This window comes from Pseudomonas faucium (assembly GCF_021602585.1).
GTDB classification, from domain to species: domain Bacteria; phylum Pseudomonadota; class Gammaproteobacteria; order Pseudomonadales; family Pseudomonadaceae; genus Aquipseudomonas; species Aquipseudomonas faucium.
In genome coordinates this window covers 56,826-72,903 of sequence record NZ_BQIP01000008.1, presented here as the reverse complement: position 1 = coordinate 72,903, position 16,078 = coordinate 56,826, and the positions used below count along the sequence as shown (strand labels likewise).

Genomic DNA, 16,078 nt, shown 5'->3' with positions numbered 1-16,078 from the left:
AGCAAGGTAACCCCGACATGCGCACCCTCCTTCTCGCACCCCTGATGCTGGCCACCAGCGTGGCCAGCGCCGCCGACACGGTGAAGATCTACAACTGGTCCAGCTATGTCGCCCCCGACACCCTGAAGAACTTCCAGCAAGCCACCGGCATTGTTCCGACCTACGACGTGTACGACAGCAACGAGACCCTCGACGGCAAGCTGATGACCGGCAACTCCGGCTACGACGTGGTGTTTCCGTCCAACCACTTCATGGCCCGGCAGATCCAGGGCAAGGCCCTGAAGAAGCTCGACAAGTCGCAGCTGCCCAACTGGCAGAACCTCAACCCGGTGCTGCTCAAGGCGCTGGAGGTCAACGACCCGGGCAACCAGTATGGCTTCCCGTACCTGTGGGGCAGCACTGGCATCGGCTACAACATCGACAAGGTCAAGGCGGTGCTGGGCGACAACGCGCCGGTCGATTCCTGGGACCTGATCTTCAAGCCCGAGTACATGAGCAAGCTGAAAAGCTGCGGCGTCGCGGTGCTCGACAACGGCCCCGAGCTGCTGCCGATCGCCCTGCACTACCTGGGCCTGCCGCACCACAGCCAGGACCCGAAGGACTACGAAAAGGCCAAGGACTTGCTGATGAAGGTGCGGCCGTACATCAGCTACTTCCACTCATCCAAGTACACCGGCGACCTGGCCAATGGCGATATCTGCGTGGTGGTGGGCTTCTCGGGTGACGTGCTGCAGGCGAAGAACCGCGCAGACGAGGCGAAGAACGGGGTGAAGGTGGGCTATTCGATACCCAAGGAAGGCGCGCCGATGTGGTTCGACATGGTCGCCATGCCGGCCGATGCACCGGACGAAAAGGCGGGCTACGCCTACATGAACTACCTGCTGCAGCCGCAGGTGATGGCCAACATCAGCAACCACGTGCAGTACGCCAACGGCAACCTCAAGGCTGACGCCCTGGTGGACCCGGCGATGAAGGGCAACAGCATGATCTACCCGAGCGACGAGGTGATGGGCAAGCTGTATGCGCTGGAGGCGATGCCGGCCAAGATCGACCGCATTCGCACGCGAATCTGGACCAGTATCAAGGCAGGGAACTGATACGGGGCCGCTGCGCGGCCCTTTCGCGACACAAGGCCGCTCCTACAGGCGTCATGCGATGCCTGTAGGAGCGGCCTTGTGTCGCGAAAGGAGGGCAAAGCCCTCCCCTGCAATCAGTGATGCTCGCGGGTCGCGCGGAACTTGATGTCCGGCCAGCGCTCTTCCATCAACGCCAGGTTGACCCGGGTCGGCGCCAGGTAGGTCAGGTGCCCACCGCCGTCGATGGCCAGGTTCTCCATGGCCTTGTTCTGGAATTCCTCGAGCTTCTTCTTGTCATCGCAGGCAATCCAGCGCGCCGACCACACGGTGATCGGCTCATAGGCGCACTCAACCTTGTACTCTTCCTTCAGGCGGCTGGCGACCACGTCGAACTGCAGCACACCCACCGCACCGAGGATGATGTCGTTGCTGCGCTCGGGGAAGAACACCTGGGTGGCGCCCTCTTCGGCCAGCTGCTGCAGGCCCTGGCGCAGCTGCTTGGATTTCAGCGGGTCCTTCAGGCGCACGCGGCGGAACAGCTCCGGGGCGAAGTGCGGGATACCGGTGAAGCCCAGCGCCTCGCCTTCGGTGAAGGTGTCGCCGATCTGGATGGTGCCGTGGTTGTGCAGGCCGATGATGTCGCCGGCATAGGCCTCTTCCAGCTGCTCACGCTCGGAGGAGAAGAAGGTCAGCGCATCGCCCACGCGCAGGTCCTTGTTGATGCGCACGTGGCGCATCTTCATGCCCTTTTCGTACTTGCCCGAGCAGATGCGCATGAAGGCGATACGGTCGCGGTGCTTGGGGTCCATGTTCGCCTGGATCTTGAACACGAAGCCGGTGAACTTCTCCTCGACCGGCTCCACGGTGCGCTCGTGGGCCACGCGGCCGAGCGGGCGTGGCGCCCAGTCGACGACGGCGTCGAGCACGTGGTCGACACCGAAGTTGCCAAGGGCAGTACCGAAGAACACCGGGGTCAGCTGGCCGTTGATGAACTCTTCCTGGTTGAACTCGTGGCAGGCGCCCTGCACCAGCTCGAGCTGCTCGACGAACGAATCGTACTGGTCGCCCAGGTGCGCGCGGGCTTCGTCCGAGTCCAGGTTCTGGATGATCTTGGCTTCGGTGCGCTCGTGGCCGTGGCCCGGGGTGTAGACCACGATGTAGTCGCCGGTCAGGTGATACACGCCCTTGAAGTCGCGGTAGCAACCGATCGGCCAGGTGATCGGCGCGGCCTTGATCTTCAGTACCGCTTCGATTTCGTCGAGCAGTTCGATCGGGTCGCGGATGTCACGGTCGAGTTTGTTGATGAAGCTGACGATGGGCGTGTCGCGCAGGCGGCAGACGTCCATCAGGGCGATGGTCCGCGGCTCTACACCCTTACCGCCGTCGAGCACCATCAGCGCCGAGTCCACCGCGGTCAGGGTGCGGTAGGTGTCTTCGGAGAAGTCTTCGTGGCCGGGGGTGTCGAGCAGGTTGATCATGTGCTCGCGGTACGGGAACTGCATCACCGAGGTGGTGATGGAGATGCCGCGCTGCTTCTCCATTTCCATCCAGTCGGAGGTGGCGTGGCGGTCGGACTTGCGCGACTTCACGGTACCGGCGACGGCAATGGCCTTGCCCATCAGCAGCAGCTTCTCGGTGATGGTGGTCTTACCGGCGTCGGGGTGGGAAATGATTGCGAAAGTGCGGCGCTTCGCGACTTCGGCGGCCTGGTTGGTCATGGGAAATCGCCTGACTGGGGATCGAAAAGGGGCAGTATCATACCTGAAGTCGCGCGCGAGGCCAAAATGCGCACCGCCGAACGTGTTGCGCATTATCGCCGCCCGATGAAATCAGGCGCGTGAAACCGGATCCTCTGTAAACCCCTCGAGGGTGACCGGTGCGCGCCCAGGCAAATGCGCTACCAACTCCAGCCTACCGCCCATCGCCTCCAGATAAGTGCGCAGGGTTGAAATCAACATATCGCTGCGATTTTCAACTTTCGAGACGTTCCCCTGGCGCACGTCGAGACGCTCCGCCATCCCTTCCTGAGTGATCTCAAGCTGCTTGCGCAGCGCCTGGAGCGTCATTTCTTCGCGGATAAGTTCGCGGCCGCGCTTTTCGACTTTCGCTCTGCGCTCAGGTGAAAGCTCGCCCATCACATCATCAAGTGTCTTGTACATGTTCTCGACCTCTGGACAGATGCCGATCAAAGCGCTCATCGGCGCGCTCGATCAAACTCCGATAAAACCTACGTTCACTCATGCCCGCTTTATCACCAGCCACTAGCAGCAGTGCACAACGTGCCCTGTCGAAAGCGAACGCGACTCGCCAGACACCGCCATCAGCACTAAAACGCAGCTCTTTCATGTTCGAATGCTTCGAACCATTCAAGGTATCCACGCGCGGTCTCCCCAAAGCAGGCCCCCGGCGCTCAAGCAGATGAAGCTGGGACAGCAGTTCATCCTGTACCTCCTCGGCCAATTGCTCAAACTCGACCATGAACTCCAAGCACATCCCTATAGACCACACGGCAAAAAATACCTCCGGAGGAATATTCCATCAAGTGAATATTCAGTGAATTCCAGGAGAAATATTGCCCTTCGGCCTGACGGCTCAATAGCAGGTAATACAACGCCATTAAGTAGGTTTTGCATTGTTTTTCCGTAGGAAAAATCGCTGCCCCCAGTGATTAACACTGGCCAAATGCCGCCTCAGATGGGAACCTTTACGCCCTCGGAGACGTCCACTCCCCTGCAACCCGCTTCGCTTGGGGACTGGTTTCATCAGCATTTTCGAGCCCGACGGGGTTCGGCTCATGGCCTGATCGCAGCCTTCGGTTGCTTCACGCTGCTACTCGCGAACACACCACTCGCTGCCAGCTATGGCCGGCCAAAAAAAGAGTGTGTTCGCCGACAACACAAGGAGTCCGCCTGTGGCTACACGCTACGGAAAAGGGCTGTTGGGATGGGCCGCCGTGCTCGTCATCCTGGCCCTGCTGGTCCACTGGATCGGCATCGACACGATCGCGCATTATCGCGACGATCTTGGGTTCTACCTGCAAGCGCACCTGGTTCTGGTGCTGGCTTCGATGGCGGCGGCGTTGGCCGTGGGCATCCCCGCTGGCATTGCCTTGAGTCGACCGCACCGGGTCGACAAAGCCGAGCGCTTCATGCAGTTCTTCAACGTTGGCAACACCATTCCCCCCCTGGCCGTTCTGGCCATCGCCCTGAGTATCCTGGGCATCGGCGCCGGGCCCGCGATCTTCGCGCTGTTCCTCGCCTCCCTCCTGCCGATCGTGCGCAACACCTACGAAGGCCTGAAAAACGTCCCCGCCTCGCTCAAGGAAGCCGCCACCGGCATCGGCATGACCCCGCGCCAGCAGCTCTGGCAGGTGGAGTTGCCCAATGCCGTGCCGATCATCGTCGGCGGTGTGCGGGTGGCCCTGGCACTCAATGTCGGCACCGCGCCGCTGGCGTTCCTGATCGGCGCCAACAGCCTGGGCAGCCTGATCTTCCCCGGCATCGCCCTGAACAACCAGCCACAGCTGCTGCTGGGCGCCGCCTGCACGGCGCTGCTGGCCCTGCTGCTCGATGCGCTGGTGAGTTTCTCCAGCAGACGCTGGCTGGAACGCGGCCTGGCCCACTGACAAGAGGGAACGTATGAAGAAGACAATCGCCTTGCTCCTGGGCGCGGCCCTGCTGTTCGCAGGTGTTGCCCAGGCAGCGGAAAAACCGCTGATCCGCGTCGGCGCGCGGGTGTTCACCGAACAGACCGTGCTCGCCGAAATCACCGCCCAGTACCTGCGCGCCAATGGCTTCGAGGTGCGTGTTACCGGCGGTCTGGGCAGCAGCCTGGCGCGCCAGGCCCAGGAAACCGGCCAGCTCGACCTGATGTGGGAATACACCGGGGTGTCGCTGGTGTCGTACAACCACATCGACGAACGCATGCCCAATGCCGAGGCCACCTACGCCCGGGTCAAGCAACTGGATGCCAAGAAAGGCCTGATCTGGCTGACCCCGTCGAAGTTCAGCAACACCTACGCCCTGGGCCTGCCCAAGCAGGTGGCCGAGGCGTATCCACAGGTCAACTCGATCAGCGACCTGAACCAGGTGCTGCGTGACGAAAGCCAGCGCAACCACCTGATCGCGCTGGACACCGAGTTCGCCAACCGCCCCGACGGCCTGGTCGGCTTGAAAGAAATGTACGACCTGCAAGTGGGCCGCGCCAACATCCGCCAGATGGATGCCGGCCTGGTCTACACCGCCATGAGCAATAACCAGGTGTTCGCCGGCCTGGTGTACACCACCGACGGGCGCCTGAACGCCTTCAACCTCAAGCTGCTCGAAGACGACAAGCACTACTTCCCGGACTACACCGCCGCCCCGGTGGTGCGCCAGGCCGTGCTCGACGCCCACCCGCAACTGGTCGCCCTGCTCAAGCCGCTGGCCGAGCAGCTCGATGACGAAACCATGCGCCAGCTCAACGCCAAGGTCGACGTCGAGCACCAGAGCCCGACCAGCGTCGCCGCCGCGTTCCTGCGTGACCACCCGCTGAGCGAGGTACAGCCATGAATCTGCTCGACGCCTTCACCCACCTGGACTGGGCCCTGGTGCTGCAACTGACCTGGCAGCACATCATGCTGGTCGGCATCGCCGTGGGCCTGGCGATCCTCTTCGGCGTGCCGCTGGGCATCCTCATGACCCGCTTCCCCGCCCTGGCCGGCCCCCTGCAGGCCAGCGCCACGGTATTGCTGACCATCCCCTCGATCGCCCTGTTCGGCCTGCTGCTGCCGTTCTACTCCAAGTTCGGCCAGGGCCTTGGGCCGCTGCCGGCGATCACCGCGGTGTTCCTTTATTCGCTGCTGCCGATCCTGCGCAACACCTACCTCGCGCTGACCAACGTCGAGCCCGGCATCCGTGAAGCCGCGCGCGGCATCGGCATGACCTTCGGCCAGCGCCTGCGCATGGTCGAGCTGCCCATCGCGGTGCCGGTGATCCTCGCCGGCGTGCGGACCGCCGTGGTCATGAACATCGGCGTCATGACCATCGCCGCCACCATCGGTGCCGGTGGCCTGGGCGTGCTCATCCTCACTTCCATCAGCCGCAGCGACATGTCGATGCTGCTGGTCGGCGCCGTGCTGGTCAGCCTGCTGGCGATCATCGCCGACCTGCTCCTGCAAACCCTGCAACGTGCCCTGACTCCAGAAGGACTGCGCTCATGATCGAACTCAAGAACCTCAGCAAAACCTTCAACGTCAACGGCAAGGACGTCAAAGCCGTGGACGCGGTCAGCCTGACCGTCAACGAAGGCGAAATCTGCGTGTTCCTCGGCCCCTCGGGCTGCGGCAAGAGCACCACGCTGAAGATGATCAACCGCCTGATCACGCCCACCTCCGGCCAGGTATTCATCAACGGCGAAGACACCAGCGGCCTGGACGAGGTGACCCTGCGCCGCCACATCGGCTACGTGATCCAGCAGATCGGCCTGTTCCCCAACATGACCATCGAGGAGAACATCACCGTGGTCCCGCGCCTGCTGGGCTGGGACAAGCAGCGCTGCCACGACCGCGCCCGCGAGCTGATGAGCATGATCAAGCTCGAACCCAAGCAGTACCTGCAGCGCTACCCACGCGAGCTGTCCGGTGGCCAGCAGCAGCGTATCGGCGTGATCCGCGCGCTCGCCGCCGAGGCGCCGGTGCTGCTGATGGACGAGCCGTTCGGCGCGGTCGACCCGATCAACCGCGAGATGATCCAGAACGAGTTCTTCGAGATGCAGCGGGCGCTGAACAAGACCGTGATCATGGTCAGCCACGACATCGACGAAGCGATCAAGCTGGGCGACAAGATCGCCATCTTCCGCGCCGGCAAGTTGCTGCAGCTGGACCACCCGGACACCCTCCTGGCGCACCCGGTGGATGATTTCGTCAGCAACTTCGTCGGCCAGGACAGCACCCTCAAGCGCTTGCTGCTGGTGCGCGCCGAAGATGCCGCGGACAACGCGCCATCGGTGAGCCCGGAGACGCCGGTGAGCGATGCCCTGGAGCTGCTGGACGAGCACGACCGGCGCTACGTGGTGGTGACCGATGGGCAGAACAAGGCGCTGGGCTATGTGCGCCGGCGTGACATGCACCGCCAGCAAGGCACTTGCGGGGACTTCCTGCGCCAGTTCAATGCCACGGCGTCGCACGATGAGCACCTGCGCATCCTGTTGTCGCGCATGTACGAGTTCAACCGGGCGTGGTTGCCGGTGCTGGATGCCGAGCAGGTGTTCCTTGGCGAGGTGACTCAGGAGTCGATTGCGGCCTACCTGAGTTCGGGGCGATCGCGGGGCGGCAAGACCAGCATCGTGTCGCCGGCCGAGGCGGTGGTTTCCTAGAGCGCTGGGCAAGCCCGCTCCTACAGGATCTGCGCAAGACCTGTAGGAGCGGGTTTACCCGCGATGCATGCAACGCCTTATCAGATCCCTACGCTGGCCCTCACAGAGAAGATCCGAAACTCACCACGAGCCATACGGAATCCCGTAGCGCTCGATGTAGGCCTTGGACTCGGGTTCCAGGGGCAAGGCGTATTGACCATCACTCTGCCCGCCATCCGGCCCCTTTTTCACGATCCTGCCCTGCACCCGTGCGACATCGAGTGCAGGCAAGCAGGCCCCCATGAGCCACACCCGAGCCACGCCGCCCGGGGCCAGACCGATCGTCAGCATCTTGCGATAGTCCGTGATCCATTTTCCGTCAAAGATGCAATAGGCCTTTTCACCCTCGAGCATCGCCTGCCGACTCGCCTCGGGTATCACGATATAGGCCTCATAGGTCTGCGGCTCGACCAACGACTGCCAGCGCACGTAGAGCAACCGAGGCAGGTCGGCACCCAGGACATGTTTGCCTTTTCCAGCGCCAAGTACCTTCGGCCAGCCGCGTGGATTGCCCTTGAGGTTCTTGGGCGTGTTGATTGCGGCGACCCCGCTCATCGCGCGGCGGAACACGCGATCATGCACGTCCACCGCATCGGCGCTCTCGATCCACACTTCCATGTAGTTGGGTGCGAACAGCCCCAACCACCACGAATCGTACGGCAGCCGGTGGACGCCATGGGTGCAACCGCTCAAGCAGAGCAGCAGCCCCAATGACAGCAACGTCCGCAAGCACTTGCTGACTGCATCACCACGAACCATAGGGAATTCCGTAGCGCTCGATGTAGGCCTTGGATGTGTCGGACAACGGCCTGTGCCGCCCATTCGACGTACCGTCATAGGGACCAATCTTCACCACTGTGCCCTGCACCCGTGCGACATCGAGTGCGGGCAAGCAAGCCCCCATGAGCCACACCCGAGCCACGCCGCCCGGGGCCAGACCGATACTCAGCATGTCGCGATAGTCCGTGATCCATTTTCCGTCAAAGATGCAATAGGCCTTTTCACCCACGAGCATCGCCTGCCGACTCGCCTCGGGTATCACGATATAGGCCTCATAGGTCTGCGGCTCGACCAACGACTGCCAGCGCACGTAGAGCAACCGAGGCAGGTCGGCACCCAGGACCTGCTTACCCGCACCCGAACCAGGCTCCTTCGGCCAGCCGCGTGGATTGCCCTTGAGGTTCTTGGGGGTGCTGATCGCAGCAATCCCGCTCATCGCACGGCGAAAGACGCGCTCCTGCACGTCCACCGCATCGGCGCTCTCGATCCACACTTCCATTTAGTTGGGTGCGAACAATCCCAGCCGCCACGAATCGTAAGGCAGCCGGTGGACGCCATGGGTACAACCGCTCAAGCAGAACAACAGCCCCAATGACAGCAACGTCCGCAAGCACTTGCTCACTGCATCACCACGAACCATAGGGAATTCCGTAGCGCTCGATGTAGGCCTTGGACTCGGGTTCCAGGGGCAAGGCGTATTGGCCATCACTCTGCCCGCCATCCGGCCCCTTTTTCACGATCCTGCCCTGCACCCGTGCGACATCGAGTGCGGGCAAGCAAGCCCCCATGAGCCACACCCGAGCCACGCCGCCCGGGGCCAGGCCGATCGTCAGCATCTTGCGATAGTCCGTGATCCATTTTCCGTCAAAGATGCAATAGGCCTTTTCACCCACGAGCATCGCCTGCCGGGTCGCCTCGGGTATCACGATATAGGCCTCATAGGTCTGCGGCTCGACCAACGACTGCCAGCGCACGTAGAGCAACCGAGGCAGGTCAGCACCCAGGACCTGCTTACCCGCACCCGAACCAGGCTCCTTCGGCCAGCCGCGTGGATTGCCCTTGAGGTTCTTGGGGGTGCTGATCGCAGCAATCCCGCTCATCGCGCGGCGAAAGACGCGCTCCTGCACGTCCACCGCATCTGCGCTCTCGATCCACACTTCCATGTAGTTGGGTGCAAACAATCCCAGCCGCCACGAATCGTAAGGCAGCCGGTGGACGCCATGGGTGCAACCGCTCAAGCAGAGCAGCAGCCCCAATGACAGCAACGCCTCCAGCCTATTCATTGGGGTGTTCCTTACGCCGCATTCCTGTAGCTGGGCGATTGATGAACACCACGTCCAACCCACTGTCGTTCCAGCCTTTGGCCGCATTCCAGTTCGCCGAAAGGTGGATGTATCGACCGTTCAACAAAGCAGCTTCCTCAGTGGTCAACGCCGTGTATGCCTCGCGCAGGGCAAATGCCTGGAGTTTGCTCGCGATGGAAAGTAGTTCGGTGGGTAGCGCGAAAGCCTGGGTACTAGGTACAGCTCTGAACGCCACCCCGGCACGTACCGCCAATTCGCGCATGATGCGCAGGTAAACCAAAGAAAGTTCGCCGCGCACCTCTCGTTCACCGGTAATTGCGGCATACACACGCTTTTCAGCCACGCTGTCTCGTCCCCGCTGCCGAACAGGTACTGACCAGGTGGCGATGTCCAGACCGGCAGGTGGCACGTAGGTCAGCCAGTGGTTCGCTTCGTCATGGAAACGCTGGCGGGTACGCGAAAAGGCGGCGCTGCGCGCGTTGGCGAGGGAGGCGACTTCGACGCTGCTGTCCGGCTTGCTCAACAGCAGCTTTTCACGCATCCAGGGCTGGTAGCCGCCGCCAATGTCCGAATGACAGCCGGGAAGCTCGATATCCTGCTCGGCCTGGGTCAGCGAGAAGTTGTGGCGATACTCGTCACGCGCCACCAGGTGGATGACCTGGCGTGCCACACCTGGCGCAAGGCGCAGGTTGAGCCCGGGGTTGTCGGCATTGTGCGGGCTGAAATCACCATGACCCGGCGAGACGATACCGGCCACAGTGTCGAATAGGCCGATGAAGTTGAGGGTGAAGTCGCTGCGATGACGCCAGGCGAAGGATTCAACGAACCCAGGCGTTCCAACAGGGATGGCGCGAGCCAGCAAGCTGCCCGGCCCCTTGAGCAGGTCATTGGCACAATGCCGCCCCGCTGCGGCACCTCGGCTGAAACCGAACAGGTCGAACTCTATCCGGCGAATCTTGATCTGCGGATTAGCTGAAGCGAATCGGCGCAACTTCTCCATGACCAGATCCGGCACCTGCTCAACCCGTGCCACCACCCCCGTGCTTCCCTTGCCGGTGCCTTGACTGTAGAGGGAGTCGGCCAGGCCGCTGCGGGTGCCTATGCCTTCAAGATACACCTTGAGATAGGCTTGGTCGGCCTCGGGCAGCAGTCGCTCCTCGCTCTGGTCGGGGTACAGGTCATGCAGGCGTGCAACATTACTAACGCCATTGCCGTAACTGTTGTCGGGCCCGTTGCCTTGGCCGTCATAGCCGTAAGCGGCGCAGTACTGGCGAATATCCTCGGCGACCTGCTGCGCCATGCCCAGGCCGGACGCATGGCAACCTTCGGTGGCGGCACTGTTGGCCTGGTTGTTCCCGGTACCATCGAAGAACAGGCCCAGGTGCAGCACGATGCCCGTCTCCTCGAGCAGTTCCTCCTCTTCTTCCTCTTCTTCCGGCAGGCTGTAGAAAGTCGGTTCGGCCGCACCATCCGCTGGCGCCACCGGGTGCGGCGCTGTAGCGACGACGCCGGGAGAAGAGGCTGCGGCACTGGGAGCGCTCCTTGACTGGTAGGTGGCGTTGAGCAACGACGGCAACAGCCTTGCACGGCAAGGGCAACCGCTGAAACTGTCCAGCGTACCTGCCACCAGCGCACCGTGACTGCGTATGTACCAGACGCCACCCACGATCCGATAGACCTTGCCATCCTTGCCACAGGAAACCCGATCCCCCTGGCGTGCATGGGCAATGCCGAACATCATGACCTGGGGGTCGGCTTCCAGTACTACGCCACCACAGGTGGTCTGGTCGCCCTGACGAATGAAATGCCCTATAGCCACTGAATCCCTCTCTACAAACCGCCCGCAAACGCAAAGTGCGCAGGCGTTGTTGGTCATGGATTACCGGCCCACCCGCAGAGGGGTTGGGTCACCCGGTACCGAACCGCAAGGGTCGAGGGGTGGTACTTCACAGGTAAATAGGACGCGTCCTAGAGCGTTGTAGGAAACTTCTAAGCATCCGGCGCAGGGCACCGAACCGATCGGAAAGGGCCGCGAAGCGGCCCCGGAAATAGCGAATCAGAACCCTACACTGGCCTGCACATAGAAGGTGCGCGGCTCACCCACATAAATGCCGGCGTTGTTGTCGCTGGAGCGGGTGAAGTACTGCTTGTCGAACAGGTTCTTCACCCCCGCCGCCACTTTCAGGTTCGACAGCTTCGGCCCGAAGTCATAACCACCACGGGCATGCCAGGTCACGTAACCCGGAATATCGCCATACTGCCCGTCAGCGCTCGGCTCGGTGATGTAGTCGCCGTTGAAGCTGCCATCGGCGTTGATCCCGGTGCCCGGTGCGCGCTGCTTGGATTGGGCGAAGGCATCCAGGTTCCAGGTCCAGCGGTTGACCTGGTAGCGCACGCCGGCGGTGGCCACCTGGCGCGAGTAGAACGGCAGGTCACGGCCCTTGAAGCCGGGGATGTCACCTTCGTAGGTGGCGCGGGTATAGGTGTAGCCGCCATTGACCGACAGGCCCGCCAGACGCGGATCCAGGCCCTCCAGGTCATAGCGCGCCGAGGCCTCGATACCCTGGTGCTTGGTCGCGCCCAGGTTGGTCCAGCCCACATCGTTGCTGATGTACTGCAGCTCGTCGTCGAAGTCGATGTAGAACGCCGTCAGCTCGCCGGCGAAGCCGCCGTTGTCATAGCGCGTACCGATTTCGTAGGTCTTGGCCTTTTCCGGCTCCAGGCCATTGGCCGTGCTGTTGCCGGTACCGCCCTGGCCCAGCTGGAAGTACTGCAGGCTGCCGAACGAGGTCTCGTAGTTGGCGAACAGTTTCCAGGCGTCGGAGAGGTGGTACATCACGCTCAGCGCCGGCAGCGGCTCGTTGCTGGTGATGCTGCGGTTCTTCTCCGGCACCGGGCGGTTGTTGGCGTCCAGCACCGGGCGGTCGCGCCAGTCGGTGTTGATGTGCTCGAAGCGGATGCCCGGGGTGATGGTCCAGTTGCCGATATCGATCTTGTCATCGATGTAGTAGGCGCTGGCCTCGGTGCCGCCGCTGCGGTCCTGGAACACGTGGCCATCGGAGGTCGGGGTCGGCGTCGGCACGTTGTCGATCAGGGCCAGGCGGGTCGACTGCTCGCGCATGGCTTCCTTCAGGTAACGGTAGCCAACGCTGACTTCCTGGGTGGCGGGGCCGGTGAAGAAGATCCGCGACACCCGTGGCTCGATGGCGAAGGTGTGGTAGTTGCGCGGGTACGACGACAACGTCTTCATGTCACGCGAGGCGATGGCGCTGCCGCGGAAGCTGTCGGTGTAGTAGGTCAGCACTTCGAACTGGGTGGCTTCGTCGAGCTGGCGCTGCCACTTGAACGACACGTCCTTGCGCCGCCCGGCGAAGTAGTCGTAGTCGCGCAGCGACTGGTACGGGTTGCTGTCGTATTGCGCCTGGGTCAGGCCGCCGGGCATGTCGGCGCGGCCATCGTAGTAGTGGAAGTTGAGCCAGAACTCGTCGACGTCGGTCGGCGCCCAGTGGGTCTTGAGGATGACGTCGTCGATGTCGTTGCCGTTGTTGCTTTCACGGTAACCGTTGCCGTTCACCCCGGTGTACAACAAGGCCACGCCCATGCCGTTGTCGGCGGTGCCGCCGACGAAGGCCGATTCGGTGTGCTTCCAGCCACCATGCTGGGACGTCTCCAGGGTGGTGGACAGCTCTGCCGAGGGCTTCTCGGGGATGGCGCGGGTGACGAAGTTGATGACCCCGCCGACGTTCTGCGGGCCATAGCGCACCGAACCTGCGCCACGCACCACGTCGATGCTGTCCAGGTTGCCCGAGGAGATCGGCGCCATCGACAGCTGCGGCTGGCCATAGGGGGCGAAGGCCGCCGGCACGCCATCGATCAGCACCGTCGAGCGCGGCGACAGGCGCGAGGTCAGGCCGCGCACGCCGACGTTGAGCGACAGGTCGCTGCCGCCGGTGCCGTTGGAGTCCTGCACCTGCACCCCGGGGATGCCGCGCAGCACATCGCGCACGTTCATCGCGCCCTCTTCCACCATCGCCTCGCGACGCACCACGGTACGCGCACCGGGGTGGTTCTGCACCACGGCCTGGTCGGCATCGCCCAGCCAGTCACCGACCACCTTGATGTCGGTGGGCGCCAGCTCCAGGCTGCCGCTGCCCAGGTCGACCGTGCTCGGCAGCGGCTTGACCACCACGGTGTCCTGGGACATCTCGTAGGTCAGCCCGCTGCCCTGCAGCAACTGCTGCAGCGCCTCTACCGGGCTCAGCTGGCCGGACACCGCCGGCGCCTGCTTGCCAGCCACCAGCTCCGGGCTGAAGAACAGCTGCAGGTTGGTCTGCTGGCCCAGCTGGCTCAGCGCCGAGGCCAAGGGTTGCGCCTGGATCTGGATGGCGGCGCCGGCCTGCGCGGCCTGGCTGTTGACGGCCACGGCGCTGACCGCAAGGGCCAGCGCCAGGGCGCGGAAGCGCGGGAAAGGCTTGTTGTTGTTCACGTCGTCAAAACATCCTGAAGGTCGGGATAACGCCAATCGCATGCAAATGTAAATGCTTGGCAGTTGCAGCTGGCGGGGAAGACGAACGAGCGGAAAAAAACCTGAATCTATTTCGCGATTATTTCTCGCGAACCATCTTCATGCGCCTTGATGGCCACCGGCAGGATGCTCGGCAAGGCGCGCAACAGGGCGTCGGTGTCGTCGATGCTGAAGGTGCTGGACAGGCGCATCTGCGCCACCTTGCCCGGCGCGACCCGCAGCGGCTGGGCGCGGTAGCGCGAGGCTTCGGCCACCACCTCGGCCAGGGTGGCGTTGTCGAACACCTGCTTGCCCTGGCGCCAGGCGGTCAGCGAAGCGGCATTGACGGCGTAGGGGGCGGCGACGTTGCCGTGCTCGTCGATGTGCGCGCCTTGCCCGGCCCCCAGTTGCGCCAGCGCACTGCCCTTGCCCTGCACGCGTACCGAGCCTTGCTCGACGGCCACGCGGGTGGCGGCCGGGTCCTGGCGCACATCGAAGCGGGTACCTGTGACCGTCACGCTGCCCTGGGCGGTGTCGACCACGAACGGCCGGCTGCTGTCATGGGCAACGCTGAACATCGCTTCGCCCGCACGCAGCACGATATGCCGCCGGCCCGGGCTGAAGTCGACCTGCAGCTCGGTGGCGCCATTGAGCTCCAGGTGCGAGCCGTCCGGCAGTTGCACCTGGCGGCGCTCGCCGAAGGCGGTGTGCAAGGCGGCCTGATGATTGAGCTGCTGATACTGCCAGCCGCCCCAGCCCAGCCCCAGGGCCACCACCGCCACGCCGGCCGCCAGCGCTTGGTGCAACAGCCGCCGGCGAGGCAACTGGCGCACCGGCTCGGGTTGGCACAGCGCTTCGAGGCGCTGGCGCGGGATGAAGTCAGTGGCCTGCCACAGCCGCGCGAGCTGCTGGTACTCCTGCCGATGCACAGGGTCAGCCGCCAGCCAGGCCTCGAGCCGCGCCTGCAGCCCGGCATCACGCGGCGCATCCTGCACGCGGGCGAACCATTCGGCCGCCTGCTCGCGGACGCTATCGATAGCGTGCTGTTTCATGGGCAAGGTCTCCTGACTCATCATGCCGACACATCCAGGTGCTCACGCAGATGTCGGAGCGTGCGGATCATATACTTTTCGACCATGTTCTTGGTCAAACCCATGCGCTCGGCGATCTCGGCCTGGGTCAGGCCCTCGATCTTCTGCCAGATGAACACCCGCCGGCAGTTGAGCGGCAGCTCGGCCAGCGCCCGCTCGACACTTTCGGCCAGCTCCAGGGCATGCACGTAGGCTTCCGGGTCGCTGCTGCTGGCGGCCTCGTCGAAGGCCTCCAGCGCCAGGGCCTGGCGCCGGTCCTCACGACGGAAACCGTCCACGGCGATATTGCGCGCCGTCTGGTGCAGGTAGGCGCGCGGCTGCTCGACCTGCTCGCGCGGGTTTTCCAGTACCCGCACAAAGGCGTCATGGGTGAGGTCCTCGGCCTGCTGCCGACTGCGCAGCTTGCGCGTCCAGGTGCCGATCAGCTCATGGTAGTGGTCGAGGAAGCCTTTGTGTCCAGACACGGTCTCGGTCGTCAGGGAGGCGGATGAGGGTGCGAATAGTAATGTTTCTCATCAATTGCGGCAATTCCGCCGATCGGTAACAAAAAATTTAAGGGAAATTTCATGCACCAAAGTGCCAGTTTTGGTGGCCATAAATATGAACACCTGTGGCCCCTTCGCGGGGCAAGCCCGCGCCCACGGAAAAAGCAGATCCCTGTAGGAGCGGGCTTGTCCCGCGAAGAGGCCAAGCGGTCTATTCCACAATTTTTTACGCTTGAAACATCGCGGGGAACATCTACCGGTCACACGAGTCGGTTATTCAAACGATAGGGCCCAGATCCACGACGAACGCGGCCGGATTGCCTGTTGATCTTGCTGGGTTCACGCCCTAAAGTGCGCGCCGAACGTCCATGCTGGAAACGATCCATCCGGCTCAAGTACTGAGTAGGCGAACCAAAGTGGGGATACGGAGGACGTTCAGTTTGCA

At 63.1% G+C, this 16,078-nt stretch carries 14 protein-coding genes and 1 pseudogene; 5 read left to right on the top strand and 10 right to left on the bottom strand.

The features are described 5' to 3' along the window. The first annotated feature begins 17 nt into the window (after window positions 1–17). Window positions 18–1,097 carry a polyamine ABC transporter substrate-binding protein gene (locus L6D75_RS11485; protein WP_176515387.1) on the top strand — a complete coding sequence of 360 codons (1,080 nt, stop codon included), beginning with the start codon at window positions 18–20 and terminating at the stop codon, window positions 1,095–1,097. A gap of 113 nt (window positions 1,098–1,210) precedes the next feature. Here the strand turns inward: L6D75_RS11485 and L6D75_RS11480 are convergent, their stop codons facing one another. The 3 genes from L6D75_RS11480 to L6D75_RS11470 form a co-directional block, all read right to left on the bottom strand. Further along, complete coding sequence (locus L6D75_RS11480) at window positions 1,211–2,794, bottom strand: peptide chain release factor 3 (protein WP_176515385.1); 1,584 nt, start codon at window positions 2,792–2,794, stop codon at window positions 1,211–1,213. A gap of 111 nt (window positions 2,795–2,905) precedes the next feature. Continuing rightward, the gene (locus L6D75_RS11475; protein ID WP_371871966.1) at window positions 2,906–3,274 is read right to left on the bottom strand and encodes a helix-turn-helix domain-containing protein; all 369 of its coding nucleotides are present in this window, start codon (window positions 3,272–3,274) and stop codon (window positions 2,906–2,908) included. Beyond that, complete coding sequence (locus L6D75_RS11470) at window positions 3,219–3,554, bottom strand: type II toxin-antitoxin system RelE/ParE family toxin (RefSeq protein WP_236193538.1); 336 nt, start codon at window positions 3,552–3,554, stop codon at window positions 3,219–3,221. Before L6D75_RS11470 ends, L6D75_RS11475 begins: the two co-directional genes overlap by 56 nt. A gap of 433 nt (window positions 3,555–3,987) precedes the next feature. Between L6D75_RS11470 and L6D75_RS11465 the strand changes: the two genes are divergently transcribed. From L6D75_RS11465 to L6D75_RS11450, 4 genes are read left to right on the top strand one after another with little or no spacing between them, the layout of a single operon-like run. Beyond that, complete coding sequence (locus L6D75_RS11465) at window positions 3,988–4,701, top strand: ABC transporter permease (RefSeq protein WP_176515381.1); 714 nt, start codon at window positions 3,988–3,990, stop codon at window positions 4,699–4,701. A gap of 13 nt (window positions 4,702–4,714) precedes the next feature. After that, window positions 4,715–5,626: a glycine betaine ABC transporter substrate-binding protein gene (locus L6D75_RS11460; RefSeq protein WP_176515379.1), complete on the top strand. Its 912-nt coding sequence runs from the start codon at window positions 4,715–4,717 to the stop codon at window positions 5,624–5,626. Further along, window positions 5,623–6,276, top strand: a complete 654-nt coding sequence (locus L6D75_RS11455; RefSeq protein ID WP_176515377.1) for an ABC transporter permease — start codon at window positions 5,623–5,625, stop codon at window positions 6,274–6,276. Before L6D75_RS11460 ends, L6D75_RS11455 begins: the two co-directional genes overlap by 4 nt. Further along, window positions 6,273–7,430, top strand: coding sequence for an osmoprotectant ABC transporter ATP-binding protein OsmV (locus L6D75_RS11450; protein WP_176515375.1), 1,158 nt, complete (start codon window positions 6,273–6,275; stop codon window positions 7,428–7,430). The genes L6D75_RS11455 and L6D75_RS11450 overlap by 4 nt, the downstream gene beginning before the upstream one ends. Before the next feature lie 120 nt (window positions 7,431–7,550). On the opposite strand, the gene L6D75_RS11445 is transcribed toward L6D75_RS11450, so the two are convergent. The 7 genes and pseudogenes from L6D75_RS11445 to L6D75_RS11415 all read right to left on the bottom strand — a co-directional run bounded on the left by L6D75_RS11445 (window position 7,551) and on the right by L6D75_RS11415 (window position 15,612). Continuing rightward, window positions 7,551–8,228 (bottom strand): DUF2931 family protein, encoded by a 678-nt coding sequence (locus tag L6D75_RS11445; protein WP_176515373.1) that lies wholly within the window; start codon window positions 8,226–8,228, stop codon window positions 7,551–7,553. Then, window positions 8,215–8,889 (bottom strand): annotated as a pseudogene (locus tag L6D75_RS11440) (DUF2931 family protein). The gene L6D75_RS11445 and the pseudogene L6D75_RS11440 overlap by 14 nt, the downstream one beginning before the upstream one ends. Next, window positions 8,876–9,532, bottom strand: coding sequence for a DUF2931 family protein (locus L6D75_RS11435; RefSeq protein WP_176515371.1), 657 nt, complete (start codon window positions 9,530–9,532; stop codon window positions 8,876–8,878). Before L6D75_RS11435 ends, L6D75_RS11440 begins: the two are co-directional and overlap by 14 nt. Next, a complete protein-coding gene (locus L6D75_RS11430; RefSeq protein ID WP_176515369.1) occupies window positions 9,525–11,429 on the bottom strand; it encodes a PAAR domain-containing protein in 1,905 nt (634 codons plus the stop codon). The genes L6D75_RS11435 and L6D75_RS11430 overlap by 8 nt, the downstream gene beginning before the upstream one ends. A gap of 180 nt (window positions 11,430–11,609) precedes the next feature. Beyond that, window positions 11,610–14,039 (bottom strand): TonB-dependent siderophore receptor, encoded by a 2,430-nt coding sequence (locus L6D75_RS11425; protein WP_176515368.1) that lies wholly within the window; start codon window positions 14,037–14,039, stop codon window positions 11,610–11,612. Window positions 14,040–14,146: 107 nt separating this feature from the next. Further along, a complete protein-coding gene (locus tag L6D75_RS11420) occupies window positions 14,147–15,109 on the bottom strand; it encodes a FecR family protein (protein ID WP_176515365.1) in 963 nt (320 codons plus the stop codon). Between the two features lie 20 nt (window positions 15,110–15,129). After that, complete coding sequence (locus L6D75_RS11415; RefSeq protein WP_176515364.1) at window positions 15,130–15,612, bottom strand: sigma-70 family RNA polymerase sigma factor; 483 nt, start codon at window positions 15,610–15,612, stop codon at window positions 15,130–15,132. Window positions 15,613–16,078: the final 466 nt, after the last annotated feature.